Origin of the sequence: Arthrobacter zhaoguopingii (assembly GCF_009828595.1) — a bacterium.
Taxonomy (GTDB): domain Bacteria; phylum Actinomycetota; class Actinomycetes; order Actinomycetales; family Micrococcaceae; genus Arthrobacter_D; species Arthrobacter_D zhaoguopingii.
Genome location: NZ_WPNY01000009.1, coordinates 58,956 through 83,273, shown reverse-complemented (window position 1 = coordinate 83,273; position 24,318 = coordinate 58,956). Strand labels below are relative to the sequence as shown.

22 protein-coding genes and 3 pseudogenes are annotated in these 24,318 nt (G+C 67.9%); 20 read left to right on the top strand and 5 right to left on the bottom strand.

The window, feature by feature from the left end; translation table 11 throughout:
* Window positions 1–27: 27 nt before the first annotated feature.
* On the bottom strand, window positions 28–1,089 hold the full coding sequence (locus tag GVV86_RS12730; RefSeq protein WP_159803005.1) for a LacI family DNA-binding transcriptional regulator: 1,062 nt from the start codon (window positions 1,087–1,089) through the stop codon (window positions 28–30).
* Window positions 1,090–1,530: 441 nt separating this feature from the next.
* Between GVV86_RS12730 and GVV86_RS12725 the strand changes: the two genes are divergently transcribed.
* Genes GVV86_RS12725 through GVV86_RS12700 form a run of 6 tightly spaced genes read left to right on the top strand, consistent with a single transcriptional unit; the run spans window position 1,531 to window position 6,684 of the window.
* Window positions 1,531–2,586, top strand: coding sequence for an asparaginase (locus tag GVV86_RS12725; protein WP_159803004.1), 1,056 nt, complete (start codon window positions 1,531–1,533; stop codon window positions 2,584–2,586).
* 3 nt (window positions 2,587–2,589) lie between these two features.
* The gene (locus GVV86_RS12720) at window positions 2,590–3,474 is read left to right on the top strand and encodes a polysaccharide deacetylase family protein (RefSeq protein ID WP_159615220.1); all 885 of its coding nucleotides are present in this window, start codon (window positions 2,590–2,592) and stop codon (window positions 3,472–3,474) included.
* Between the two features lies 1 nt (window position 3,475).
* Window positions 3,476–4,870 carry an MFS transporter gene (locus GVV86_RS12715; RefSeq protein ID WP_159615218.1) on the top strand — a complete coding sequence of 465 codons (1,395 nt, stop codon included), beginning with the start codon at window positions 3,476–3,478 and terminating at the stop codon, window positions 4,868–4,870.
* Window positions 4,854–5,621, top strand: coding sequence for an SDR family NAD(P)-dependent oxidoreductase (locus GVV86_RS12710; protein WP_159803003.1), 768 nt, complete (start codon window positions 4,854–4,856; stop codon window positions 5,619–5,621). The genes GVV86_RS12715 and GVV86_RS12710 overlap by 17 nt, the downstream gene beginning before the upstream one ends.
* Window positions 5,621–6,319: an SDR family NAD(P)-dependent oxidoreductase gene (locus tag GVV86_RS12705; RefSeq protein WP_159803002.1), complete on the top strand. Its 699-nt coding sequence runs from the start codon at window positions 5,621–5,623 to the stop codon at window positions 6,317–6,319. The genes GVV86_RS12710 and GVV86_RS12705 overlap by 1 nt, the downstream gene beginning before the upstream one ends.
* A 23-nt stretch (window positions 6,320–6,342) precedes the next feature.
* The gene (locus GVV86_RS12700) at window positions 6,343–6,684 is read left to right on the top strand and encodes a hypothetical protein (protein ID WP_159803001.1); all 342 of its coding nucleotides are present in this window, start codon (window positions 6,343–6,345) and stop codon (window positions 6,682–6,684) included.
* Window positions 6,685–6,732: 48 nt separating this feature from the next.
* Here GVV86_RS12700 and GVV86_RS12695 read toward each other — a convergent pair.
* Window positions 6,733–8,244: pseudogene (locus GVV86_RS12695) on the bottom strand (MFS transporter); the annotation flags it as partial.
* Window positions 8,245–8,844: 600 nt separating this feature from the next.
* Here GVV86_RS12695 and GVV86_RS12690 point away from each other — a divergent pair.
* The 5 genes from GVV86_RS12690 to GVV86_RS12670 are packed head-to-tail and all read left to right on the top strand — an operon-like array spanning window position 8,845 to window position 14,507.
* Window positions 8,845–10,038: a 2-keto-3-deoxygluconate permease gene (locus GVV86_RS12690; protein WP_159803000.1), complete on the top strand. Its 1,194-nt coding sequence runs from the start codon at window positions 8,845–8,847 to the stop codon at window positions 10,036–10,038.
* Between the two features lie 6 nt (window positions 10,039–10,044).
* Entirely contained in the window at window positions 10,045–11,475 is a 1,431-nt protein-coding gene (locus GVV86_RS12685) for a four-carbon acid sugar kinase family protein (protein ID WP_159802999.1), read from the top strand.
* Window positions 11,472–12,503 (top strand): 4-hydroxythreonine-4-phosphate dehydrogenase PdxA, encoded by a 1,032-nt coding sequence (pdxA, locus tag GVV86_RS12680; RefSeq protein WP_159802998.1) that lies wholly within the window; start codon window positions 11,472–11,474, stop codon window positions 12,501–12,503. Before GVV86_RS12685 ends, pdxA begins: the two co-directional genes overlap by 4 nt.
* A 43-nt stretch (window positions 12,504–12,546) precedes the next feature.
* Window positions 12,547–13,620: a GntR family transcriptional regulator gene (locus GVV86_RS12675; RefSeq protein WP_159802997.1), complete on the top strand. Its 1,074-nt coding sequence runs from the start codon at window positions 12,547–12,549 to the stop codon at window positions 13,618–13,620.
* Window positions 13,617–14,507 (top strand): CPBP family intramembrane glutamic endopeptidase, encoded by an 891-nt coding sequence (locus GVV86_RS12670; protein ID WP_159802996.1) that lies wholly within the window; start codon window positions 13,617–13,619, stop codon window positions 14,505–14,507. Before GVV86_RS12675 ends, GVV86_RS12670 begins: the two co-directional genes overlap by 4 nt.
* 225 nt (window positions 14,508–14,732) lie before the next feature.
* Here GVV86_RS12670 and GVV86_RS12665 read toward each other — a convergent pair whose 3' ends face one another.
* Together GVV86_RS12665 and GVV86_RS12660 are read right to left on the bottom strand one after the other, a co-directional pair.
* Entirely contained in the window at window positions 14,733–15,230 is a 498-nt protein-coding gene (locus GVV86_RS12665) for an SRPBCC family protein (RefSeq protein WP_159802995.1), read from the bottom strand.
* Entirely contained in the window at window positions 15,227–15,568 is a 342-nt protein-coding gene (locus GVV86_RS12660; RefSeq protein WP_159802994.1) for an ArsR/SmtB family transcription factor, read from the bottom strand. Before GVV86_RS12660 ends, GVV86_RS12665 begins: the two co-directional genes overlap by 4 nt.
* A 282-nt stretch (window positions 15,569–15,850) precedes the next feature.
* On the opposite strand from GVV86_RS12660, the gene GVV86_RS12655 reads away from it, so the two are divergent.
* From GVV86_RS12655 to GVV86_RS12640, 6 genes and pseudogenes are all read left to right on the top strand, one after another.
* Window positions 15,851–17,365, top strand: a complete 1,515-nt coding sequence (locus GVV86_RS12655; protein WP_159802993.1) for an HNH endonuclease signature motif containing protein — start codon at window positions 15,851–15,853, stop codon at window positions 17,363–17,365.
* Window positions 17,366–17,980: 615 nt separating this feature from the next.
* Window positions 17,981–18,124: a hypothetical protein gene (locus GVV86_RS18720; RefSeq protein WP_246669981.1), complete on the top strand. Its 144-nt coding sequence runs from the start codon at window positions 17,981–17,983 to the stop codon at window positions 18,122–18,124.
* Window positions 18,064–18,462: pseudogene (locus tag GVV86_RS18920) on the top strand (ATP-binding cassette domain-containing protein); the annotation flags it as partial. The gene GVV86_RS18720 and the pseudogene GVV86_RS18920, both read left to right, overlap by 61 nt.
* Window positions 18,463–18,493: 31 nt before the next feature.
* Window positions 18,494–18,634 (top strand): annotated as a pseudogene (locus GVV86_RS18915) (TOBE domain-containing protein); the annotation flags it as partial.
* A 91-nt stretch (window positions 18,635–18,725) separates the two neighbouring features.
* Window positions 18,726–19,874, top strand: a complete 1,149-nt coding sequence (locus GVV86_RS12645) for a glycerate kinase (protein WP_159802992.1) — start codon at window positions 18,726–18,728, stop codon at window positions 19,872–19,874.
* A 67-nt stretch (window positions 19,875–19,941) separates the two neighbouring features.
* On the top strand, window positions 19,942–21,117 hold the full coding sequence (locus tag GVV86_RS12640; protein WP_159802991.1) for an ROK family transcriptional regulator: 1,176 nt from the start codon (window positions 19,942–19,944) through the stop codon (window positions 21,115–21,117).
* Between the two features lie 37 nt (window positions 21,118–21,154).
* On the opposite strand, the gene GVV86_RS12635 is transcribed toward GVV86_RS12640, so the two are convergent.
* Entirely contained in the window at window positions 21,155–21,889 is a 735-nt protein-coding gene (locus tag GVV86_RS12635; RefSeq protein WP_159802990.1) for a glutamine amidotransferase, read from the bottom strand.
* 212 nt (window positions 21,890–22,101) lie between these two features.
* Here GVV86_RS12635 and GVV86_RS12630 point away from each other — a divergent pair, with 212 nt between their 5' ends.
* The 3 genes from GVV86_RS12630 (at window position 22,102) to GVV86_RS12620 (ending at window position 24,279) form a co-directional block, all read left to right on the top strand.
* Window positions 22,102–22,467 carry a GNAT family N-acetyltransferase gene (locus tag GVV86_RS12630; protein WP_246199891.1) on the top strand — a complete coding sequence of 122 codons (366 nt, stop codon included), beginning with the start codon at window positions 22,102–22,104 and terminating at the stop codon, window positions 22,465–22,467.
* Window positions 22,464–22,940, top strand: coding sequence for a carboxymuconolactone decarboxylase family protein (locus GVV86_RS12625; protein WP_246669980.1), 477 nt, complete (start codon window positions 22,464–22,466; stop codon window positions 22,938–22,940). The genes GVV86_RS12630 and GVV86_RS12625 overlap by 4 nt, the downstream gene beginning before the upstream one ends.
* A 115-nt stretch (window positions 22,941–23,055) precedes the next feature.
* Complete coding sequence (locus GVV86_RS12620; RefSeq protein ID WP_159620599.1) at window positions 23,056–24,279, top strand: helix-turn-helix domain-containing protein; 1,224 nt, start codon at window positions 23,056–23,058, stop codon at window positions 24,277–24,279.
* The last annotated feature ends 39 nt before the right edge of the window (window positions 24,280–24,318 follow it).

Below are 24,318 nucleotides of genomic sequence, written 5' to 3'. Positions count from 1 at the left end.
TTTCCCCGGAGTTCGGGCCGCCCTGCCCTACCCCACGAGCGCATTGCGGGCAGCCGGCGCCGTGGCTGCGCTGCTCTCCCGAACGAAAAGCTCGGGCGTCAGGCGGAGGGACTCAACCTGCTCCCCGGCGATTACCCGACGCAGCAGCTCAACGGCCCTGCGTCCGATCTCAAGCATCGGCGAGCGCACCGAGGACAGCGGGATGGGAAGCTGGGCAGCCAAGGAGGTGTCGTTGAATCCGACGACGGCGATGTCCTGTCCCACGGTGAGCCCATGGGAGCGGATGGCACCCATGGCGCCGATGGCGGCGAAATCATTCACGGCGAAGACGGCGGTGGGGATTCTGCCCCGGCGGGCCAGGAGGGTTTCGGCGGCTTTGCGGCCGCCCTCGGTGTCGAACCGAGACCAGACGATGTCCGCGTCGGAAATCTGCCCGCCCAGTTCGTGCCAGCGCTGGCGGAAGCCGGCCGTACGGTCAACCGCGGTGCTGGCATAGGGCTCGCCGGCGATCACCGCCACGGACCGGTGCCCGGTCTCCCACAGATGGTCGGCCACGAGCTTTCCGCCGAGGGTGTCATCGCAGGTTGAGGACGGAAAGCCCGGGTACCTGCGGTTCATCAGCACGAAGGGGATGTGCCGTGCCGAAAGTTCCTGGACCAGTTCGCTGCCTGCGTGGATGTCACCGAGGATCAGTCCGTCCACCCTGCGTGCCAGCATGATCTCGGCCTTGCGGCGCTGCTCCTCGGGGTTGTCGTGGGAGTTCATCACGAACGTGGAGTACCGGGCCTCGGCCGCGGCCTCCTCGACCCCCTCGTACATGGTGGCGAGGACCAGGTCGGAGAGGCGGGGAACGATCACCCCGAAGGCCTTCGTCCGGCGGGTGCGCAGGCTTGCGGCTCCAGGGTCGGGCGAGTAGCCGCGTTCCCGAGCCAGTTTCCGGACCCGCTCGGCGGTCGCCGAGGACGCCGCTCCGCGGGCAATCTCCGAGGTCGAGTGAAGCACCCGCGACACCGTCGAGGGGTGGATTCCAAGTTCGGCGGCCAGGTCCTTCAAGGTGATCGGTTGTCGGCCTGTTCCCTCTGCGCGCATCGTGTTCCTCCCCCGTTGCGTTCGATCTTTCAAGCATGAACCTGTTGGAGACATTTCGGTTGACGAGACCCAGATCACATTTTAGGGTAAATTCCACGCCACCCAAACGATTGGGTAACTGCGGAGCAGGACCGGCATCTATCCAGCTGTCGGGCCGTTCCGCAGCCCCGACTGCCGTTCCGCCTCCGCTTTCGCTTCTTAGCACCCGTGACGGCCACCGGCCCCGGTCCCAGGACCGCCGCCGACCGACCGATCCGGCACCCGCCGATCGCCGCTCCCGAGCCACCCCGCTCCCGAGCCTCCGTTTCCCCGTCCCTGTCAGCGGCTCACTGCATCCAGTGCATCTCGGACAGTTCACCGCAACGAATGCGGCACCCGAACTGCGGCACCGAATTCCTGCACCCTCCTCACCACCGCCATCACCGGAACCCCGGAGGTGAAATGAGCACCACCCATTCGCCCCATGTGGCGCTGCTGGCGACGGGCGGCACCATCGCCTCGCGCAGCTCGGACGCCGCCGGCGGTGCCGCCCTGGCCGCCGACACCGGGAACGCGCTGCTCTCCAGCGCCGGAAACGGCACCATCCCCGTGCGGGTGGTCGACGTCATGACGAAGGGCTCCTACCTGCTGACCTTCCCCGATCTGCTCACCATCTGCACCGCCATCGAAGGCACCCTTGCGGACCCCGGCGTGCTCGGCATCGTGGTGACCCACGGAACCGACACCACCGAGGAAACCGCCTACCTCGCCCACCTCACCCAGGACGATTCGCGTGCCGTTGTCTTCACCGGAGCACAGCACACAGCGGACCACGACCACCCGGACGGCCCGGGCAACCTGCGCAGGGCCCTCGCGGTCGCTTCCTCACCCGCCGCCGTCGGGCAGGGCGTGCTCGTTGCCTTCGCTGGGAACGTCTTCCGGGCCGCCGGCGTGCGGAAGGCGCACACGGTGAATGCGCATGCCTTCGGCACCCCCGACCTCGAACCGGCGGGCACCGTGAGCGAGGACGGGCAGGTCGAGCTGCGGCCCGCCCCGCCGGTCTACGAGCCGCTCCCCCTGCCGCCGGCGGGGGCGGACCCCGCGCGGGTCGACGTCGTTGCTTCCCATCCGGACGCGGACGCCGCCCTCCTGCGGGCATCCCTCGCGGCCGGCGCGCGGGGAATCGTGCTGCAGGGAACCGGGAACGGCAATGCGAACCCCGCCATCTGTGCGGCCGTGGCGGAGGCCACAGCGGCCGGCGTCGTCGTCGTCGTCAGCACCCGCGTCCATGCCGGGCCGATCATGCAGGTCTACGGCGGCGGAGGCGGAAAGGACCTCCACGCCGCGGGGGCGATCCCCTCGGGACTGTTGCGCCCGTCGCAGGCCCGGATCCTGCTCCAACTGCTCCTCACGCTCGGAATGCCGCCACAGCGGATCGCCGAGCAGTTCTCCCGGCGCGGAACCCTCGTGCCGCATGCAACTGTCCGTCCTCCGTTATCCACCCCGTCGAAAGGCTGACCCATGACCAAGAACATCCAACTAGCATTCGGCGTGGACGTCGACGCCGTTGCAGGCATGCTCGGATCGTACGGGGGCGAGGACTCTCCCTGTGACATCTCCCGCGGGCTTTTCAGCGGCGAGGTCGGCGGGCCGAGGCTCGTGCGCCTCTTCGAGAAGCACGGCCTCCCATCGACCTGGTTCATCCCCGGCCACTCCCTTGAAACCTTCCCCGAACTCACCCAGCTGGTCGTCGACGCAGGCCACGAGATCGGCGTCCACGGCTACTCCCACGAAAACCCGATCGCCATGACCCGTGAGCAGGAGACGGCGATCCTCGACCGGTCGATCGAACTGATTGAGAAGGTCTCGGGGCGCCGGCCCACGGGCTACGTCGCCCCCTGGTGGGAGTTCTCACCGGTCACCAACGAGATCCTCCTGGACCGGGGCATCAAGTACGACCACTCCCTGATGCACAACGACTTCGAGCCCTACTACATCCGCGTCGGCGACAGCTGGAAGAAGATCGACTACGGCCAGCCCGCGGAAACCTGGATGGAGCCCCTGAAGCGCGGGAAGGAGACGGACCTCGTCGAGATCCCGGCCAACTGGTATTTGGATGACCTCCCTCCGATGATGTTCATCAAGGCCGCCCCCAATTCGCACGGATTCGTGAACCCGCGCCACCTCGAGGAGATGTGGCGCGACCAGTTCGACTGGGTCTACGCCGAGATGGACGAGGCGGTCTTCACCATGACCATCCACCCCGACGTCTCGGGCCGCCCCCAGGTCCTGCTCATGCTCGAGCGCCTCATCCAGCACTTCAACTCCCACGAGGGAGTCAGCTGGCACACCTTCGATGAAATTGCCGATTCATTCCTCGCCCGGAGCCCCCGAAAGGAAAGCTGAAATGTCCACCCAAGAGGCAGGCGTCGACCTCTCGACGCCCACGGGAGACGAAAAGCGCCGTTTCCCGTCATTCACCAAGAAGAACACGACGACGGCGACCATCCTCGCCCTCCTCGCCTGGACCGTCGCGGTCTTTGACTACGGCCTGTTCGGCACCCTCCTGCCCGCCATGCAGGAAGAGTTCGGCTGGACCGCACCGGAGGCGTACGCCATCAACACCTGGATCGCCGTCGGTACGGCGATTGTCTGCTTCGGCATCGGCCCGGTCATCGACCGGCTCGGGCGGCGCAAGGGCATGATGGTCACCGTGGGCGGCACCGCCGTCGTCTCCGGTCTCACCGCCCTGATCCCCACCGGGCTCGGCGCCCTCAGCAACACCCTGCTCGTGTTCGTCCGCTCCTTCGGCGGCCTCGGCTTCTCCGAGCAGGCGGTGAACGCCACCTACATGAACGAGGTCTACCAGGTCACCGAGGACGAGCGGAAGCACAAGCGCCCCGGCTTCCACTACTCGTTCATCCAGGGCGGCTGGCCGCTGGGCTTCCTCCTCGCGAGCGCCCTGGCCCTCGTGTTCCTCCCCCTCTTCGGCTGGCGCGCCCTCTACATCATGGCGACCATCCCGGCCTTCATCATCGTGTTCGTCATTTCGAAAAAGCTCAAGGAGACCCCCCAGTTTGAGCTCCACCACCGCCTGACCGAGCTCGAGAAGACGGGCAAGACCGATGAGGCGCACGCCCTGGCCCGCAGCTTCGGCGTCGAGCACTCCTCCACCGCTCCCCTGAAGCGCATCTGGGAACCGGAGCTGCGGCGGAACACCATCATTTTCTCGCTCGCCTGGATCCTCAACTTCTTCGGCATCGCCATCTTCAGCGTCCTGGGAACCTCGGTGCTCGCCAACGCCAAGGGTGTCGAGCTCTCCACGGCGTTCTGGCTGCTGATCGTCATCAACCTGCTCGCCTACTTCGGCTACGTGTTCCACGGCTACGTCGGTGACCGGTTCGGCCGCAAGCGCACCATCATCGTCGGCTGGATCATCTCGGGGCTGTCGTTCGCCGTCATGCTGAGCCCGCTGGTTGAGAGCCCGTTCCTGATCATCCTGACCTACGGTACGGGCCTGTTCTTCCTCGTGGGCCCGTACGCGGCCATCCAGTACTTCATGGCGGAGTGCTACCCCGTCAGCTGCCGGGCTACCGGCCTTGCCTTCATCGGGGCAATGAGCCAGCCGGGCACTATTCTCGGCGGCGCGCTGTTCACAATCATCGCCACGGCCGCCGGCACCGGTGCCGCGGCCCTCTGGGTCGGCGCCCTGGGCACCCTGCTCTCGGGCTTCATGATGATGGGCGCCAAACACGTCGACGCGGTCATGCGGGAGGAGTCACCCCATGACATCCCAACCTGAGGTCGCGATCATCACGGGTGCGGCGAGCGGCATCGGGCGCGCCCTTGCAGTGCACTACGCGCAGCGTGGGACGGTGTCGATCATCGGCACCTTCCCCGGGGATCCCCACGACCCCGAGCAGACTCTCGACGCGGTGAAGCACGCGGGCGGAATGGGGATCATCCACGAAGTGGATGTCCGTTCCACCGAGTCGGTCGATGCGTTTGCCGAGCGTGCCATCGCCGAGTACGGCAGGCTCGACTACGCCATCGCCAACGCCGGCATCCTGCGCAACGCACCGCTGCACGCGCTGTCCGACGACAAGTGGGACGACATGCTCAACGTCGACCTCACCGGGGTGCTGCGCACCCTGCGGGCGGGCTCACAGCGGATGAACGACGGCGGCGCGCTCGTGGCGGTGTCCTCCATCGCCGGCGGCGTTTACGGGTGGGAGGAACACGCCCACTACGCCGCCGCGAAGGCCGGCGTTCTGGGGCTGGTGCGCAGCGTCGCCGTCGAACTCGGACCCCGGAAGATCCGCGCCAACGCGGTGATCCCGGGGCTGATCGAAACTCCGCAGTCGCTCGATCCGGTCAACTCGCTGGGTCCGGAGGGGCTGGAGCGTGCGGGCAAGGACATCCCGTGGGGCCGGGTCGGCCGGCCGGAGGAGGTGGCCAGCGTCATTGGCTTCCTCACCTCGGAGGCCTCCCTTTACGTCACGGGGCAGGCGCTCATCGTCGACGGCGGGCTGACCGTGAAGATGAGGGCCTGATGTTCGAGGGGCGCGGGGTCGTCGTCACCGGCGGTGGCAGCGGGATCGGGGCCGCCATCGCCGAGGCGTTCCGGGCCGGGGGCGCCCGGGTGGCGGTGCTCGACCGCACGGCGGCGGAAGGCACGATCGCCGTCGACGTCGCCGACGAGCACAGCGTCGCCCGGGCATTCGCTACGGCCCGGGAGGATCTGGGGCAGGTGGACGTCCTGGTGAACAGCGCCGGACTGCTCACCGAGTCGCCGCTGCAGGACATGGGCCTCGACCAGTGGAACGAGACCCTCGCCGTCGACCTGACGGGCGTCTTCCTGTGCTGCCGGGAGGTGGTGGCGGAGATGCGGGAGCGGAAGTGGGGGCGCATCATCAATATCGCCTCGCAGCTGGGCATCAAGGGTGGAACCGGGCTGAGCCACTACAGTGCCGCGAAGGCCGGCGTGATCGGAATGACCAAGTCCCTCGCCCTTGAGGTCTCGGGAGACAACGTGCTGGTGAACTGCATCGCGCCCGGGCCGATCGAGACTCCACTGGTGGACGGCATCTCCGAGGACTGGAAGGCCGCCAAGCGGAAAGAGCTGCCGCTTGGCCGGTTCGGCACGCCGGAGGAGGTCGCGCCCACCGCGCTGCTGCTGGCGAGTGACCCGGGCGGGAACCTCTTCGTGGGGCAGACCCTCGGGCCCAACTCAGGCGACGTGATGCCGTGAGCCTCCCGGGAAAGCGGTGAACCATGTGTGGAGCGTGCGGCAGGACCATCGCCGCCGATGACGTCGTCGGACCGGTGCGCACCCTGCGTCAGCATCTCCTGGTCGCCTCGGCAGTCAACGCCTTCTGCGCTGGGCTGCCGGGGGTTCCCCGCGTGCAGGTCGCCGGGGACTCCTGGCAGCTCCGGGGCGCCACCGGGAACGTCATCCGGTGTAACACCGTCACGGACCTGTGGGCTGCCGTCGCCGCCGAGTGTTCCGCTTCGGCGTTTCCCCGGCTGGCCGTGCGTCTGGAGGCGCAGCGGGCCGCGGCCGAGGGACTGACGCGGCGGGTGATTGACGCCGGGCTCCTGCGGTTCTCCCCCTGACGCGCACCCCAATTGGCAGGCTCCGCTCTACGCCTCCGGATCCTTCGATTCCCGGGCCGGCTCCATGTCGACGGTGCGCCGCAGCGGCCGTTCCTGAATGAAGAGCACGCAGACCAGGGCGAGGACTGCGAAGCCGGCCGTGATCAGGAAGATCAGCGCGGTGCTGTCACCGTAGGCGGCCCGGATGATCTCGGCGACCGGTTCCGGCAGGTTCACGAGGTCGAGGCTTCCTCCGGCCGCACCGGAGGGGTCGGCTGGCACTCCCGCCGCCGCAAGGCCCTCGGTGGTCCGGTTGGTGACCTGCGTGCCGAGGATGGCGCCGAGCACAGCGACCCCGGCCGCGCCGCCGATGGAGCGGAAGAACGCGACGGAGGCGCTGGCGGAACCGACATTCTTCAGCGCCACGGTGTTCTGGACGGCCAGGACGAGGTTCTGAAGCATCAGGCCAAGGCCCATGCCGAACAGGAACGTGTAGACGCCAACGAGCCGGAGGTCGGTGAGGTGGTCGATAGTTCCGGAGAGGCCGAGCCCGGCGATGAGGAAGACGGCTCCAAGGATGAGGAACCGCTTCCACTTGCCGAACCGGGACACGAGCTGTCCCGCGCCGACGGAGCCGATGAGGTTGCCGGCGATCATGGGCAGGGTGAGCAGGCCGGCCTCGGTGGGCGTCGCGCCGCGTGCCACCTGGTAGTACTGGCCGAGGTAGGTCGAGGACGCGAAGAGTGCGATTCCGACGGCGATGGAGGCGAGAATGGCAAGCGCCGTCGTGCGTTCGGAGATGATCTTCAGCGGGATGATGGGCTCGGCCACCCGGGTCTCGACGAGCAGCAGGAGCCCGAGCAGGACGACGCTGCCGCCGACCATCGCGGCACTCTCCCAGGAGAACCATTCGTAGTATCCGGCCTTGCCGGCGAAGGACACCCAGATCAGCGCGAGGCTCACGCCTGCGGTGAGGAGGATTGAACCGACCCAGTCGATGCTGACCTTGCGGCGGATGTGGGGAAGCTTGAGGGTGAACTGCAGAAGGATCAGGGCGACGACGGCGAGAGGGACGCAGACGAAGAAGGTCCAGCGCCAGCCCAGGGGCGAGTCGACGATGAAGCCGCCGAGCAGCGGCCCACCGGCCGTGGCGACGGCCATGACGCCGCCGAGGTAGCCCGAGTACCGGCCGCGTTCGCGCGGCGGGATGATGGTGCCGATGACGGCCATGGCCAGTGCCGTGAGGCCGCCCATGGCGATGCCCTGGATGACCCGGGCCGTCAGGAGCACCGGAATGGTCGAGGCAAGGCCGGCCAGTACCGAGCCCGCGACGAAGATGACGATGCTGAGCTGCACCATAAGCTTCTTGTCGAACAGGTCGGCGAACTTTCCCCAGATCGGGGTGGTGGCGGCGTTGGCCAGGAGTGCTGCCGTGATGACCCAGGCGAAGTCGGTCTGGGAGCCGTTGAGGTCGGCCATGATCGTGGGCAGGGCGTTGGCCACGATGGTGCTGCTGAGGATCGCCGTGAACAGTGCCGCGAGCAGTCCGGTGAGGGCCTGCAGGATCTGCCCATGCGACATGGAAGTCGACTCGGTTGGCGGGATTCCAGCCGCCGCGTCGGGCGTCGAATTTGAGGTTGGGTGTGCCGTTGAATTTGCCATGGTGCTTCCGTGATCGCCGACGGGGAGTCGGTGGTGGCTGGCGGTCGTCGTTGCCCGTCGGGGGGTCCTGCAGCGTTGGAGATTCGTCGCCGAGCCCGTTGTGGATGTGGCGGGCGCGGAGCGGGTGTGCGGTCTGGCGAAGGTGAAGGAGGTGGACTCGAGAAGGCGGAGTATCTCAGTCGGGCGGGACGCTCCCCTTCGGCGACGCTTCGATGTCCCTGTTCAGGGCCACCCAGGACCTACGGTCGGCGCCTCACCAGCCGCGAGGTAGTCCGCCCCCTCGAAAGAGGCCGTCCACCTGAATCGTTGCTTACAGTAACTATAAACCTCGAGGGTGTGAGGGTCAACAGGGACCCGCGGATCAACAGTCACGGCGATTGGCAAGCTTTTGACAGCGTCATGGGCATGGACCTCAAGCCGTTGCATCGCCGAAAAAGCCACTTCTAATGTTGGTACATCTTGTACGGACATTGGTGCCGGTGCCGGAAGGCGGCGGCCCGAGTAGAGAGAAGATTCGCCATGGCAGCCGAATCGCATCCCAAGTCCCGCGTCCCGCTGTTTGACGGAATGAACAGGATCCCCGGCGGTCTGATGCTCATTCCGCTCATCCTCGGCTCGATCGTGGGCACCTTCTTCCCCGGCTTCCTTGAGATCGGAAGCTTCACTACAGCACTCTTCGCGGAGTCGGCGCTACCGCTGATCGCGATCCTCATCTTCGCCACAGGGATGCAGATCACCGCGAAAACCTCCGGCCCGGTCCTCGCCACCACCGGAGTGATCCTGCTCTGCAAGACGATCATCCCCGCCGCACTCGTGGCGGGCCTTGGGTTGATTGTCGGCGTCGAGGGAATCCTCGGCATCTCGATCCTCGCCCTCCTCGCCTCCTTCGACAACAGCAACGGCGGCCTGTGGCTTGCCTTCACCGGCAGGTACGGCGACAGCCGGGACCGCGGCGCGTACATGGCCTCGGCCATCAATGACGGGCCGTTCTTCACACTGCTTTTCCTCGGCGCGTCCGGACTTGGTGAAATTCCGTTCCTTGCCCTGCTCGCCGCAGTCATCCCGCTGATCCTCGGATTCATCGTCGGCAACCTGGACCACCGCTGGACCGAGGTAATGCGTCCTGTGCCGAATATCGTGATCCCATTCTTCGCCTTTGCCCTCGGCACCGGCATCAACCTCGGCAATGTCCTTACCGGCGGCCTGGGCGGAATCTTCGTCGGCATCGCGGCAACCCTGATCACCGGAACGCTCGTGTACCTCGGCTACCGGTTCATGCTGCGCCGGGGCCGGAAGTCCGGCATCGGCATCGCCTCGGCGACGACCGCGGGCAACTCCATCGCGACTCCCGCGGTCGTGGCGGCGGCCGATCCAAGCTTCCAGCCGTTCGTCGAGGTGGCCACGGCACAGGTCGCTTCGGCTGTGCTCGTGACGGCGATCTTCGCCCCGCTGCTGGCTACTTTCGTACTCAAGCGCCAGGGCGGACTCGACGACGACGAAGACGCCCCCCTCTCCGAGGTGGGAACACAGACGACACCAGACGAGGTACACCCTCATGATGATGGCGCGACACAACAGAACGCCGCCGGAGCCGATTCCAGCCGCAGGAACGACGCCCCTGCGGCGGGTGATGCCGACGGCAGGGCACAAACCGCCGACACGGTGAATGGTGCCGAGAGCGTCCGGCGCCGGCGGCGTGAAACGAACGGGTGAGTCGCGGTGTCACCCATCGGTATCGCCCCTGCGGTTATCGGGATCGCCGCCGACGACCTCACCGGCGCCAATGACTCGGTGGTGCAGTTCGCCCGCGCGGGGTGGTCCTCCCGCCTCGCCCTGGGCGAACTTCCCCCAGAACCCGCGGAGCCTTCAAGCGCACTAGCGGTGGTCACCGATGCGCGCGCGCTCGGTGACGACGCCGCCCGCCGGGCGACGGCGGACGCCGTCGGGCATCTCGTCGGCGCGGGCGCGGATCACCTCTATCTGAAGATCGACTCAACGATGCGGGGAAGCGCCGCGGCGCAGATCGACGGCGCCCTCGCCGAATGGAAGCAGCGGCACCCGGGCGCCTTTGCCGTCGTCTGTCCTGCGTACCCCGCGATGGGCCGCACGGTCGAGAATGGCCTGCTACGGGTCAACGGCGAGCCCGTGGAGAATACGCCGATTGGCAGGGACCCTGTGACTCCCGTCCGCACAGGCGCGATGCAGCAGCTGATTCCGGGAAGCACGGGCATTCGACTGCAGGGAAACTCAACGGCCGACCACATCGAGCAGTTGATGGGCGCAGCCGAGGCCGGATCCGGCATGGTGACCGTCGATGCGGTCACCGACTCGGGTCTCGAACTGCTTGCCGCTGCGATCAGCGAGCTGGGACCACGGGCATTTCCAGTGGGATCGGCCGGGTTGGCGGGGGCGATGGCCGCCGTGTGGGCGGGCCGTGCGGGCCTCCCTGCTGCGGCTTCGACACCCGACGGCGCCTCGGAGAGTGCTTCCCCCAGTACCCGGGAAGGCGTTGGCGTCGAAAATGGCGACGTCGAACGTACCGGCGAAAGCGTCGCTGGCACCGTCCCGGACCCCGCCGCCGGCCGAGATGGCGGCGCCTCCCGGAACGGGCGAATCCTTATCGTGGTCAGCTCTCTCAACGACACCTCTCGGGCGCAGGTCAATCGGCTCATCGCCGAGCTCCCACCTGAGGAGCTTCTCGTTCTTCGGCCGGGGCTCGCCGTGGTAACCGACCGCCCGGCGCTCTCCGCCTGGATCGGCCGGCAGCTCGCTCCCTCCGGCGAGCTGCCCGGGGTAGTGATGGTCTTGTCTCCAATCGACCGCGCCTCCGACACCGGCGTGAGGGGAGTCGAGATCGCCGCAGGTCTCGCAGTCCTCGCCGGGAACGTCCTTTCGTGCGGCGACGTCGCGGCCCTCGCGCTGATCGGCGGAGACGGCGCCCGGGCTGTCTTGAGCGCCTGCGAAGCACGCTCAATCCTTATCTCGGGTGCCATCGAAGAGGGCGTTCCGGTCGGCGTCGTCGAGGGCGGTCAGGCCGCCGGAAAAACCGTCGTGACCAAGGCCGGTGGATTCGGGCAGCCGGATTCACTGGTGAGTATTGTTCGTAAGCTGCTTGAGTCCACCCCGTTGTCCAAGGAGGCACTTCCATGAGCATCCCCACCCTCGCGCTCACCCTCGGCGACGTCGCCGGAATCGGCCCTGAAATCACGGCCAAGTCACTGCTTGGCCACCGAGAACTGCGTGCGGAATGCCGGCCGATCGTCGTCGGGGATGAAGCGGCGATGCGCACCGGCGTCCTCAATGTCGGTGGCGATCCCGACACCGTCCGGGTGATCCGGTCGGTGCAGGAGGCGACGAATCAGCCGGGCACCATCGAACTGCTTCAGACGGGCCCCTCCCTCGCCGATGTCCGGCTGGGTGAACTGAGCCCGGCGGCCGGCGACGGCGCGTACCGGTATGTGGTCGAGGCCTGCAGGCTGGCCCGCGAGGGACTTGTGGACGGCATCGTCACGGCGCCGCTCAACAAGGCAGCCATGCACGCCGGCGGGCACAACTGGCCCGGGCACACCGAACTGCTCGCCCACGAGTTCGGGGTGAAGAACTTCTCCCTGGTGCTCTCCGCCGGCGACCTCTACTTCTTCCACCTCACCACCCACGTGTCCCTGCGCCGGGCGATCGAAGATGTCACACCGGAGCGCACAGCGAACGTTATCGATCTGGTCAACGCCTTCACCAGGGCTTTGGGCCGCCCGGAGGAGCCCATCGGTCTGGCCGGCCTCAACCCGCATGCGGGAGAGAACCGTCTGTTCGGCGACGAGGATGCCGACATCCTCGCCCCTGCCGTTGAAGCCGCCCGGGCCGCGGGCGTCAACATCAGCGGCCCGCTGCCCGCGGACGCCCTCATTCCGGCGGCGGTCAAGGGCAAGTGGAACATGGTGATCGTGTGCTATCACGACCAGGGGCATGCACCCTTCAAGGCGGTCTACGGCGACGACGGCGTCAATATCACCGTGGGACTGCCTGTGGTGCGGGTATCAGTCGACCACGGAACGGCCTTTGACATCGCCGGAAAGGGAGTGGCACGCGAAGCGAGCCTCGTTCTATCATTGCGGCGGGCGGCACAGCTGGCGCCGGGCTGGGACCACGTGTGGCGCACCGCGAGCACGAGCCAGGGGTAGCTCCGCAGCCCTAGGCACACAGGACAGAGGGCGGCACGACCAGGTGAAGAATTCCAGCGCAGCCGGGCGGAAAGGCCCGGTCGACGCCGCGAATCCTCTGCCTCTGCACCTTCAACTCAGCACCCACCTTCGGGCGCAGATCGTGAACCATTCGCTTCCACCCGGAACCGTGCTTCCAAGTGAGGCACGGCTTCAGGAGCGCTACGGCGTATCGCGCTCGGTGGTGCGGCAGGCGTTGGGTGCCCTTGCTGCTGAGGGCCTGATCGACCGTGGCCGGGGCCGCGGAAGCACGGTGGCTCCCCGGCGTGAACATCACCGCTTGGTGCACCGTCTGACGGGCCTCTCAACCCAGCTCGCGCAGGCCGGTGTTCGGGTCGAAACGCGGGTCCTCTCCCTCTCGGTGCAGCCGGCGCAGGGTATTGCCGCGGCGCTGGGGACCGCCGAAGTCCTTGCACTCGAGCGGCTCCGGTCGATTGACGGTACCCCGATCGCTGTCATCCACACCTGGCTTCCGCTGCCCCTCTGCGCTTCCCTCACGGCGGACGAGCTGACGGATGCCTCCCTTCACGCCGCCCTCAGGAGGAAGTACGGCATCGACATCGTCTCGGGGAAACGGCAGATCCGTGCGGCTCCGGCTGACTCGGACCTGATGGGCCTGCTCCGTATGGACGCCTCAGCCCCCGTGCTGCTGCTCGAAGGATCGAGTTTCGACACGGACGGCAGGCCCGTTGAAGTCTTCTCGACCTGGCATCACCCGGACCAGGTGGTGTTCGACATCGATGTCATCCAGTCCCCTGCCGACGTGGATCCGGCAACCCCTCGGGGCGCTGGGACGAGCGACCTCCTGCCCGGCGGCCGTGCCTGGTCATCCGGTCTGGAACCGTCCGTCGGCCGGACCAACGACCCAGCTCAACACAACAACTCAGCTCAGCACAACAACTCAGCTCAGCACAGCAGCTCAACGCGGCCGGAGAAACCGGTGCCGGAAGCGGAACCCCTGAGGGGGAGGGCCGGTGCGCTGCCGGAGGACCTGGCCGCCCGCGCCCGCGACCTCAGCAGGGATCTCGCCCGGCTTGCCGAGGAACTTTCGGAGCGTGACCGCCGGAAAGGGCCGTGAGTGAAGGCATGATCGCGTCCATCAAGCGCCATCCGCTCACCGCCCTGCTCGTATGGTTCTTCACCGTGGGGCAGCTGCTTGCCTTCCTTCCGCGCATCGCCGAAGCGCAGGGAGTGGAGCTCTCCGTGCCTCTCTTCGTCACGGCAAGCAACCTTCTCGGGCTCCTGCTGCCCGCACTCGTCCTCACCTGGCTGTGCGACGGACGCGCAGGACTTCGGGCCCTCCTGGACGGCATCCTCACCTGGCGGCGGAACCCTTGGTGGTACGTCTTCACCGTCGTCGTGGTCCCGCTGGGAGCCCTCGTTCTCGCGCTCCTCCTTGCGGGTCCGCCCGATACCGCCGGTCCGGTCATTCCGGCGGCCCTGATCCAGGGCCTGGTGCTGCAGACAGTGCTTGGCCTCATCATCAGCAACCTCTGGGAAGAAGTGGCCTGGACGGGCTTCGTGCAGGTGCGGCTGCAGCAGCGGCACGGCGCACTGCGTGCAGCGCTCCTCACGGCCCCCCTCTTCGCACTGCAGCATGCCGCGCTCGTGGCGGGAGGGTCGTTCGCGGCAACGATCGTCCTCCTGCTGGTGCTTACCCTGCTCGCGATCCCCTTTCGGGCGGTGACGGGCTGGCTCTACTACCGCACCTCGAGCTTGCTCCTCGTGGGGCTGTTCCATGCAGCGGGGAACGCGGCCGCGGTGCGGGAGTGGCCAGGGGACGGAATGCTCCCGTTGCTCTTCCCCCGCGAGAACTTCGGACCGGCGCATCTCCTGGTCTCCGCCGTCGTCGGCGTCATCGTGATCGCCGCGACCCGTGGGCGGCTGAGCGAGAGTGCCCGCCACTCCCGGAGCGCAGCGGCCGCGGGCGCAGTCGCGCGGGGCAGAGCCAACGGGAAGGGTTAGGCGATAGATGCGAATCCGGAGAGGCGGGCGGGGGCCGAGATGCTGTCTCAGTTTCGACAGCCGCACGTCGTCGACGCGTTCCAGTTCGGTGCCGTCGTCGGGCCGGGCAGTGTCACTGACTACCGAACGGGAATCAGGCGGACGCTCGCCTGATACCGCACCACTCCGCGCCGGGGCCTCCTTCCGTCCGGAAGCTGACGGAAACAGGCCCCGATTCACGCGCGCCTACTTGCTGTCGGCATGTTCCTGCAGGCCGGCAAGGATCTTGTCGAGGCGGTTGTTGCCCTCGACGACGCCGCCCTCCATACCGTTTTCGATCATGGCGTCGCGGGCCTCCATCGTCGGGTAGACGGCGTGGGCTACGGCGCGGGTCCGGCCTCCCTGGAGCTCTTCAAAGGTCACGCTCTCGATGCTGACGTAGCCGGGGGCGCCGAGGAACTCAAAGGTCTGGATGATCCGCTCCGGCGGGGTTGCCGAGTGGAAGACGCCGCGGAACCCATACTCGGTGCCGTCGGTGTCGCGGTGCACGAAGGACCAGGATCCGCCGTCGCGCACGTCATACTCCCCCAGTTCCATGGCGAGCCGGTCCGGGCCCTGCCACTGCACCACAAGTTCGGGGTCGGTGTAGGCGCGGTACACGAGGTCGCGTGGGGCGTCATACTCGCGGACGATGTCGATGAACGGCAGGTCCGGAACTGCAGTGATCACTGTTGCGTTGCTCATGATTCCTTCTCCTTGAGTGTGTCGAGCACAGTGTCGAGGCGGCGGAATTGCCGCTCGACGGTGAGCCGGTGAGTGTCGATCCAGCTGGTCAATGCCTCCAGGGCAGCCGGATCAAGGTGGCAGGGACGTCGTTGTCCCTCCCGGGTACGGGTGATCAACCCTGACTGCTCGAGCACTTGGATGTGCTTCGAGACGGCCTGCTTGGTGATAGTGAACGGTTCAGCCAGTTCATTGACCGTCGCGGGTCCCCGGGACAACCGGGCGATGAGAGCCCGGCGTACGGGGTCTGCGAGGGCGGCGAATGCCGAGTTGAGCTGCTCCTCGGATCCTTGGTTCATTATCCACCTGTCAGTTGATCAACCAATCGGTTGATGACTAAAGGTAGACCTGCCCGCGTAACGGGTCAAGGGTTTCCGCACAATTTTGCTATCGAATCCGATACGGACCCGCCTGGGGACACCCCTGTCGACTCGCGTCGAGACGCCGGACCCCGACTGCACGAACACATCCGGCCTGGCCCGAACCGGAGGGTCGGCACCTGTGGATATCTCCACCCCCACTCCTCCTCCACATCGGCCGCTTTCGGGGGAATTTCGAACGTCAGTTCGATAAAATGAGGCATGGCAACGGCACCGGTAGAGGAGCACACAGGCACTAGGGAGCTACTCTCCGCCCTCCATGCCGAGCTCACTGAGTTTGCCGCCGACTTCGCCGCAAAGTTCCTTCTACTGGGACGCCACGAGATCGCGGAAACCGTAGCCCGCATCGAGGACCTTTCGAAGGTTGTCGACCAACTGCAGGTTCTGGGCGCCCATGCCGCGGAGCAGCACCGCCTCGCCTCCGGGGAAGGGCCGTGGCCCGGCGTGGCCGGACCGGACGGGGGCGACACCCGCACTGAGTTTCGGGATACCGCAGACTATCTGCGGGGGCGGATTGGGATCAGCCGGAGCGAGGCGAACCGGCGACTCCGCCTCGCCTCGAGCACCCAGCCCCGGGTGCCGGCGGGTGGACAGGAGGCACCGGCTCCGCTGGAGATCCTCGCCAGGGCGTTCGACCAGGGGAAGGTGAGCGGCCGTGCCGCGTCGCTTATCCGGGATGCCGTCGAAAGGATGAGGCCCGCTGCCCAACCGTCGGACCTTGAGGCGATGGAACACCATCTCACCAGCCAGGCGATGCAGAGCGATGAGGACATTCTGCGGACGGTGGCACGACGGTGGGAGAGCGTCCTAGATCAGGACGGGGACGAACCGTCGGAGAAGCTGCTGCGGGCCCGCCAGGGCGTGTTCCTGCGCGGGCGCCGCAACGGGCTGCACTACCTGGAGATCGGGGCCACGGACGAGCAGTTCGAACACCTCGTCACCGTGATGAACACCGCCACCAACCCCCGCCTCCGTGGAGCCGCTGAAGGTTCCACCAACGGGACGCCTGAGTCGTCCGGGAATCACCATGCGATGGAGGACAGCGGGGTGGAGGATCCGACGGAACCCGACGACCCGCACTGCGGTAGCGCCTCGGCACGCGGCGAGCGCGAAAGGCCCACCCGACCGCAGCAGCTTCTGGACGGCCTGGTGGGCGCCTGCAGGATCGCCCTGGCCACCGACGGCCTTCCGGCCGCCGGCGGGCACCGCCCCCAGGTCATGGTCACCATCGATTACCGGACCCTGACCGGCGAGCTCGACCACGCCGGCGATGCGGTGTTCGCCCAGCAGATCCCGGCCCGCAGCATCCGCCGGCTCGCCTGCGACGCGGACCTGATTCCCCTGGTCCTGGGCGGCAAAGGCCAGGTCCTGGACCTTGGCCGCGCCCAGCGGCTGTTCCCACCGCACCTGCGCCGGGCCCTGGTGGCCCGGGACAAGGGCTGCGCCTTCCCCGGCTGCACCATCCCCGCCACCTGGTGCGAGGCCCACCACATCACCCCGTGGGAAAAGGGCGGCACCACCACCCTCGGCGACGGGGTGCTGCTGTGCTCCCATCACCACCACCGCATCCACGACGGCTCCTGGACCGTGCACTCCCGGCACGGCATCCCCTTCTTCCTCCCACCCCACCACCTGGACCCTGAGCAGAGACCCCGGCGGAACGGGTACTGGTCGGCAGGACCACCGAGGGGAACCGCCGGACTCCACCTCGAGTGATCGCCGAGCGAATCACGCGGACCCCCTCAGGTAAGCGCCCACTGAATCATGCTGCCCCCCCTTGAATGAGCGCTCACCACCTGTCGCGGGATTCCTCCTTGAATGAGCGCTCACCACCTGTCGCGGGATTCCTCCTTGAATGAGCGCTCACCACATGAGGCGGGACTCCTCCTCGGCTAAGCGCCCACCAAATCAGGCAGGCCACTTTTCGAGTGAGCGCCCAACGGATGACCTCCTGCACTCGAGATTTCCCACTCAGGTGCTCCAATGGACCCTCCCGCATCACCGCCATGTTCCTCTCGGCTCCGACGGCTCCGAACATGCGTCGGCGGAACCATCGTTGTCCTGTGGCACTTGACACCTCCGAACTTTTGTCTGAGTTTTGGCCCGAAGCTGCAATGGAGCACTCTCAATCGGAACACCAGTGAGAAACACCCCTCCCCAACTCCTGCAGCGCTCCGTCTCACGACGCAGTGCCCTCCTTGGAGGGCACGGCGCGGCCCTCTCGAACGTCACCTACCTCCCGCCGAACAAGCGCAACATGTCGATGGTGTTCCAGGCGTCGCTGTCTTCCCCCACCGCAAGGTCCGGTATAACATCGGCTTCGGTCTCTCCATGGCCAAGAAGCCCAAGGAGGAAATCGATCGACAGGTCATCTGGGCCGCCGACCTGCTGCAGCTCGGCCCTACCTCGACCGCCTGCCCGCCCAGCTCTCCGGCGGCCAGCGCCAGCGCTTCGCCGTCGCCCGCGCCATCGTGATGGACGCCGATGACCTCCTCATGGACGAACCCCTCTCCAACCTCGACGCCCTGCTGCGTCTCAACTTCCGATCGGAGCTGAAGAAAATCGTCAAGGATCTCAAGACGACCACCGTTTACGTCACCCATGACCAGAGCGAGGCACTCTCCCTGGGCGACCGCGTGGCCGTCATGCGGAAGGGACAGATCGCCCAGCTGGGCGATCTGCTCGATGTCTACGACGCACCGGCGGACCGGTTCGTGGGCGGCTTCATCGGCTCCCCGCCGATGAACTTCATCAAGACGGCGGTCTCCGGTGACGGCGGCGCACTGATCGTGTGCGACCAGCGCCTTCGCGCCCCGTCCCTGCTGCAGTCCTACTCGAGCACCGATGTCCTGCTGGGGGTCCGCGCCGAAAACGTCGCTGGCGACTCCCAGCGCTCCTCCGGAGACGTCCCCGGGAACGGTCGTGGTGGTCGAACCGATGGGTTCCTCGATCCTGCTCACGGTGGAGGTGGAGGGCCAGACCATCAAGGTCCAGGCACCGCCGCCCAGGCGTGGTCGGCCGCGGCGGCCCTCGATTGGATCGGCGCGCCCGGCGGAACATCTCCGGACACCCCCTCATGAGAACCGTCCTCATCGCCAGCGACAAGTTCAAGGGCTCCTTGGACGCCCCCGGCGTGTGCGCCGCCGTCGGCCGCGGCCTGACTGCGCACCGCCCGGACCTGCGGGTGGTGCGCATGCCGATCGCGGACGGCGGGGACGGAACCCTCGATGCCGCCGTCGGCGCCGGTTACGCCCGGCGGGAGGTGATGGTCACCGGCCCCACCGGGGACCGGCTGGCCGCTGCCTTTGCCTGGCACGAGGGGACGGCAACCGCCGTCGTCGAGATGGCCCAGGCATCGGGGCTCGAAAAACTGCCCGGTGGAATCCCCGCCCCGCTGGATGCCACGACCTTCGGCACCGGCGAGCTGGTGCGGGCGGCCCTTGACGCCGGCGCCCGCCGGATCGTCCTCGGCGTCGGCGGCAGCGCCTCGACCGACGGAGGCCTGGGGTTCCTTGAGGCGCTCGGGGCCCTCGCCGTCAACCGCCGCGGCCGCGCACTCGGCCGCGGTGGCGGGGCCCTGACCGACCTGGGCCGGCTCGACTTCACGACGCTCGATGCCCGCCTCGCCACCTGCGAGGTGATCCTCGCGACCGACGTCGACAACCCCCTCCTCGGACCCCGGGGCGCGGCGGCGGTGTACGGACCACAGAAGGGCGCTTCGCCCGCGGATGTCGCCGCGCTCGAGGATGGACTCCGGCACTACGCCGACGCCGTCCACCGTGCCTGTGGGTCCGCCCTCGACGTCAGCGAGGCGCCCGGGGCCGGGGCCGCCGGAGGGCTCGGCTTTGCCGCGCTGGCGGTCCTCGAGGCCACCACCCGGCCCGGAGTCGAAGTGGTCCTCGAACTCGTCGGGTTCGCCGACGCGCTCGCCCGGCTGGGCGAGGGTGACCTCGTGATCACCGGTGAAGGCTCCCTCGACGCCCAGACCCTCAGCGGCAAGGCACCGGCGGGGGTGGCCCGTGCCGCGCTGGCCCGCGGCCTGCCCGTCGCCGCGGTCTGCGGACGGCGGACCCTCACCACCGAGGAACTGCAAGGACTCGGAATCGCCCGCGCGTACGCACTGACCGAACTGGAGCAGGACCTGCAGAAATCCATCCGCAACGCCGACGCCCTGCTGGGCACCCTCGGCCACCGGATCGCCGAGGACTGGTTCCCGGCGGCCTGACCCCGGCGCGGTGCCGGAGGGCCAATCGGCCTGCGGTAGGCTGGACGACCGAACAGGAGGCGACGGAATGGCTGTTGAGCGTGTGCCGGCTGGGCTGGGTGGGGCCGCCTCCCACGGCAGCCTCCTTCACCTGCTCCGTTCCACCGGCGGCCTGTCCCGCCAGCAGCTGCTGGCGGCCACCGGCATGTCGCGTGCCACTCTCTACGAACGCCTCGATGCCCTGGTGCGCCGCGGCCTGGTCTACGAGGCCGAACCGCTCGAGGCCACCGGCGGGCGCCGCTCCCGCAAGATCCGGTTTGACGACCGGGGACGCGTGATCCTCGCCTTCGCCCTCGGCCAGACCCACGCCACGGTCAGCGTCACCGACACCGAAGGGCGGCAGCTGCGCACCCGCACGCTGGCCCACCGCATCTCCGAACCGGCCGACACAGTACTGAGGCCGCTGCTGGCGGCCGGGGCCGAGCTACTGGAGCAGGAAACCTCGGAGATCCTCACCGGCGTGGGGGTGAGCCTTCCCTCCCCGGTCGAGGCGGCCACCGGCCATGTGGTCCACTCAACGACGATCTCCGGCTGGCCGCCGGACGCCGTCGTCGCCGCCATGTCCGGGCGCTGGCCGGTGCCCCTCGTCATCGAGAACGACGCGCGCACCGCGGCGCTGGGTGAACGCAGGACCGACGCTGAGACCCTCGTCTACATCAAGGTCGCCACCGGCATCGGCTGCGGGATCGTTGTGGACGGCTCGATCCTTCACGGGGCCCACGGCGCGGCGGGCGACATCGGCCATATCCGCGTCGCCCCCAACGGACCGGTGTGCAGCTGCGGCCGGCACGGCTGCCTTGCCACCTTCAGTTCGGGGCGCTCCCTGGGCCTCAACCTCGGCCCGGCCGGCTACCCCACCCTCCCGGAGATCTGCGCCGCCGCCCGGAGGAGTGAACCGGTGGTGATTGACGCGCTCACCGCGGCCGCCGACGTCCTGGGCCGGGCACTTGCGACCACCGTCACCACCATCAACCCCGACCGGCTGGTCCTCGGCGGCACGATCGGGGTGCTCCCCGCGTTCGTCGACCAGGTGCGGGAGCGGGTGCTTTCCGACGTCGTCGGACGGATCGCCGAGGGCCTTACCGTCGAAGGCGGGGAGGCGGGCGACGACGCCGCCCTCGAGGGGCTCACCACCCTGGTGATGCGGAAGGTCTTCGCCCCCGTAGCCATCGACGGGTCCCTGCTGCAGTACGCGCTCGGCTAACGCAACCTGCGACCGCCGCAGCGCCCCCGGAGTCAGCTCAGCTCACCGCGTACCGGCGGACGAAGTTCCGCAGGATCCGCGCGGGATGATCCACCCGGAAGCCGCGGGCCCGCCGCATGTAGTCCTCGGCCTCGTCGGGCGGGAAGTACCCGGCGTTGCGGTAGATGGAAATCCGTTCGACCAGGGCATCGACGTCGAGCTCCGGATGGAACTGGGTGGCGTAGAGGTTTTCCTTGATCCGAAACATCTGGATTGGGCAGGCCGGTGACGAGGCAAGGACCACCGCCCCCCGTGGAGGGGTGGCACAGGCTTCCTTATGGCCGACGAAGGCGGTAAAGGCCTCCGGCATGCCCTCGAGCAGCGGATCCTCGGCGCCCGGTCCGCTGAGCGTCACCGTCGCGGCGCCGACCGGCTCGCCGAACGTCCGATCGATCACCGCACCCTGGTGCCGGCCCAGCGTTCCCACGCCGTAGCAGGCGCCCAGGAAGGGAAAGTCCTCCGCCACAACCTCGTCAAGGAGGGTGCCGAGTTCCTGCTCGACCCGGCGCTGCTCGACCGACTTTTCCTCCTCGGGATCCGACGAGTTGTAGGGGCTGCCACCGACGAAGATCCCGGAGTACCGCTCCAGATCGATCGGCGGAAGCGGGCACTGCTCCACCCGCACCCGGTGGAGCTCATCGGGTGCCAGCCCGCCGAAGCGCAGGAACCCCTGATACTCGCCCTCGGCGGCAGCGTCGTCGGCACGGGTGGCCAGCAAGAGATACGGTTTCACCCCTCGAATGCTACTGCGTTGCGTACGGGGCCGCCGGTCCGGACCACCCGGACGGACCACCCGTACGCGCCGCTTCCTCCGCGCAGGTGGTCCGGGCCGATCGGTGCAAGAATTGAAAGGGAAAGCGAAAGCACAACGGGCCCGCCCGAGAGGTACCGGCAGCCGCGCGAGCGGACCCTGCCGCCGGCCCTTCTTCCGACGGAGGACAGGCAATGGACGCAGAGCAGAACGGCAACGCCGGCGTGGATGCCCCGCTGCAGGTGATGAACGTCCCCGAACGCGCGCGATACGAGCTCGTGGAGGAGGGGTCGGGCACCATCGGTTTCACCGACTATCGACTGCGTCCTTCCTCCAACCAGATCCTGCTCCTCCACACCGAGGTCGACCGTGCCTACTCCGGCCGCGGACTCGGGGCGCAGCTTGCCCGCTTCGCACTCGACGACGCCGGCGCGAGCGGCCTGCGGATCGTTCCGCTGTGTCCCTACATCGCGGCCTACCTCCGCACCCACCATGAATGGGACCACCTCATCGACATGCCGGCCACCTCCGCCGCCCGACCGGAAGCAGACCCTTCGTGACCACGGATTCCGAGCCCCGCACCGCCCGCCGCGTCTTCCTCGACAAGGAAGACCCCGCACTCTTCCGCGCCCTCAACGGCCTGGCCCTGAAGGTGAAGGAGACGGCCGAAGCAGCGGGAATCGGTGCGGAACTTTCCGAACTGATCAAGGTCAGGGTCTCCCAGCTCAACGGCTGCGCCTACTGCCTCGACGTCCACACACAGGAGGCCCTCGCTGCGGGCGTCGCCCAACGCAGGCTGTCGGTGCTTTCTGCCTGGCGCGACACCGACCTGTTCAGCGACCAGGAGCGGGCGGGCCTCGCCCTTGCCGAGAGTGCCACGCTGCTTCCTCCCTCGGAGGTCCTCGATGAGGAACACGCGAAGGCCCGGAAGGTCCTGAGCGACGCCGAGTTCTCGGCGGTGAACTGGATCGCCATCACCATCGGGGCGTTCAACCGCATCTCGATTATCAGCCGCCATCCCGTTCGGGAGTAGCGTGGAGCTCCAGGGCCGTCCGGCGTGACAGGGCGTGTCAACGATTTGACGGGGCAGTAAAGGCGCATAGGCTTTCCCCGGGGGCGCACCGGGCTCCTCCGGGGGAGGAATTGGCATGGCATTCGGCGACGAGCTGAGGAGCGCCCGCACGGCGAAGAAACTCACCCAAAGCGAGCTCGGAGCCGGCCGGTACTCGGCGAGTTACGTTTCCCTCCTGGAAAGTGGCCAGCGCCAGCCCAGCAGGGAGATGGCCTGGCATTTCGCCGACCTGCTCCAGCTCGACCCGCAGACCGTCCTCGGCTGGATCCGAACCGGCCCCACCGACGACGGCGGTGCTCTCGCCGCCGCCCTGCAGCACGCCCAAAACGCGTGGGACCTCAAGGACTACGCCCTCGCAGCCTCCGAGTCCGAATATGTGGCCAGCCTGGCCCGCGAGCAGTCGAATTCAGCAATCTGGTGGCACTTCACCAATCTCCAGGCCGAGGCGTACTCAGCCCTGCGGCGCCCCGATCTCGCGGAGGAGACGCTCACCGAACTGCTCGCCCACCCCCTGACCGGTGAATGGCCCGAGCTCGAGGCGACCGTGCTGAGTGCGCTCTCCGTAACCAAACGCGCCACCGGAGCCCTCGACGAGGCGATCACCCTCGCCCGCTCCGCCGTCGCCGCCGCGGCTTCACTCCCCGACCACTCGGTGACCCGCCTCAAATGCGGATTCATCCTCGTGGCTGCCCTGTCGGTGCGGGGGGACTACGAGGAGGCCTGGGAGGAAGCCCTTCCACTCACCGACCTCTCAACGGTTCCGGGCATGTCCTCCCCCACGATCGGAAGGGCAGGCTGGGTCGTCGGCAATATCGCGTTCCGCCGCGGCGACGTGGAAACCGGCCTGGCCCAGCACGCCATCGCGGCACAGCACCTCACCCCCCACACCGACGTGGGGCTCTGGGCGCACTTCAACCGGGCCTCGGCCTCGGCACGCCTCCTTGCCGGCCTCTCGGACGACGCCGTCGAACAGTGTCTCGCCAACGCCGATCTGGGGTTCCGCATCGCCGGCACGGACTCCGAACGGTCCGAACTGCTGCTCGCCTGGGCCCACCTCCAATCGCTGCGCGGCGACCTCGGTGCCGCCTATGCGCTGATCGAACAGGTGAAGGAGCCGGAGGACCTTGAGTTCGAATCCGCAGGCCTCAGGGAGCGCCTCCTTGGCCAGTACCACGCCAGCGTGGACGCACCGGTGCCGGCCCGCAGGCACTACCTCCGGGCGGCCAAGCACTACTCCGACGCCGGGGACCCCGAAACCGCTTCCGAGGTCCTCAACGAACTGCTGGACACAAGCCCCTGACCGGCCGCTTAATGGAACCCGCCCGCCCACCGGCTCAAC

Excerpts from the sequence above, each read along its gene's own strand:
- GVV86_RS12730 (WP_159803005.1), bottom strand. The coding sequence starts at position 1,089 with ATGCGCGCAGAGGGAACAGGCCGACAACCGATCACCTTGAAGGACCTG.
- GVV86_RS12725 (WP_159803004.1), top strand. The coding sequence starts at position 1,531 with ATGAGCACCACCCATTCGCCCCATGTGGCGCTGCTGGCGACGGGCGGC.
- GVV86_RS12720 (WP_159615220.1), top strand. The coding sequence starts at position 2,590 with ATGACCAAGAACATCCAACTAGCATTCGGCGTGGACGTCGACGCCGTT.
- GVV86_RS12715 (WP_159615218.1), top strand. The coding sequence starts at position 3,476 with ATGTCCACCCAAGAGGCAGGCGTCGACCTCTCGACGCCCACGGGAGAC.
- GVV86_RS12710 (WP_159803003.1), top strand. The coding sequence starts at position 4,854 with ATGACATCCCAACCTGAGGTCGCGATCATCACGGGTGCGGCGAGCGGC.
- GVV86_RS12705 (WP_159803002.1), top strand. The coding sequence starts at position 5,621 with ATGTTCGAGGGGCGCGGGGTCGTCGTCACCGGCGGTGGCAGCGGGATC.
- GVV86_RS12700 (WP_159803001.1), top strand. The coding sequence starts at position 6,343 with ATGTGTGGAGCGTGCGGCAGGACCATCGCCGCCGATGACGTCGTCGGA.
- GVV86_RS12690 (WP_159803000.1), top strand. The coding sequence starts at position 8,845 with ATGGCAGCCGAATCGCATCCCAAGTCCCGCGTCCCGCTGTTTGACGGA.
- pdxA (WP_159802998.1), top strand. The coding sequence starts at position 11,472 with ATGAGCATCCCCACCCTCGCGCTCACCCTCGGCGACGTCGCCGGAATC.
- GVV86_RS12665 (WP_159802995.1), bottom strand. The coding sequence starts at position 15,230 with ATGAGCAACGCAACAGTGATCACTGCAGTTCCGGACCTGCCGTTCATC.
- GVV86_RS12660 (WP_159802994.1), bottom strand. The coding sequence starts at position 15,568 with ATGAACCAAGGATCCGAGGAGCAGCTCAACTCGGCATTCGCCGCCCTC.
- GVV86_RS12655 (WP_159802993.1), top strand. The coding sequence starts at position 15,851 with ATGGCAACGGCACCGGTAGAGGAGCACACAGGCACTAGGGAGCTACTC.
- GVV86_RS18720 (WP_246669981.1), top strand. The coding sequence starts at position 17,981 with ATGGCCAAGAAGCCCAAGGAGGAAATCGATCGACAGGTCATCTGGGCC.
- GVV86_RS12645 (WP_159802992.1), top strand. The coding sequence starts at position 18,726 with ATGAGAACCGTCCTCATCGCCAGCGACAAGTTCAAGGGCTCCTTGGAC.
- GVV86_RS12640 (WP_159802991.1), top strand. The coding sequence starts at position 19,942 with ATGGCTGTTGAGCGTGTGCCGGCTGGGCTGGGTGGGGCCGCCTCCCAC.
- GVV86_RS12630 (WP_246199891.1), top strand. The coding sequence starts at position 22,102 with ATGGACGCAGAGCAGAACGGCAACGCCGGCGTGGATGCCCCGCTGCAG.
- GVV86_RS12620 (WP_159620599.1), top strand. The coding sequence starts at position 23,056 with ATGGCATTCGGCGACGAGCTGAGGAGCGCCCGCACGGCGAAGAAACTC.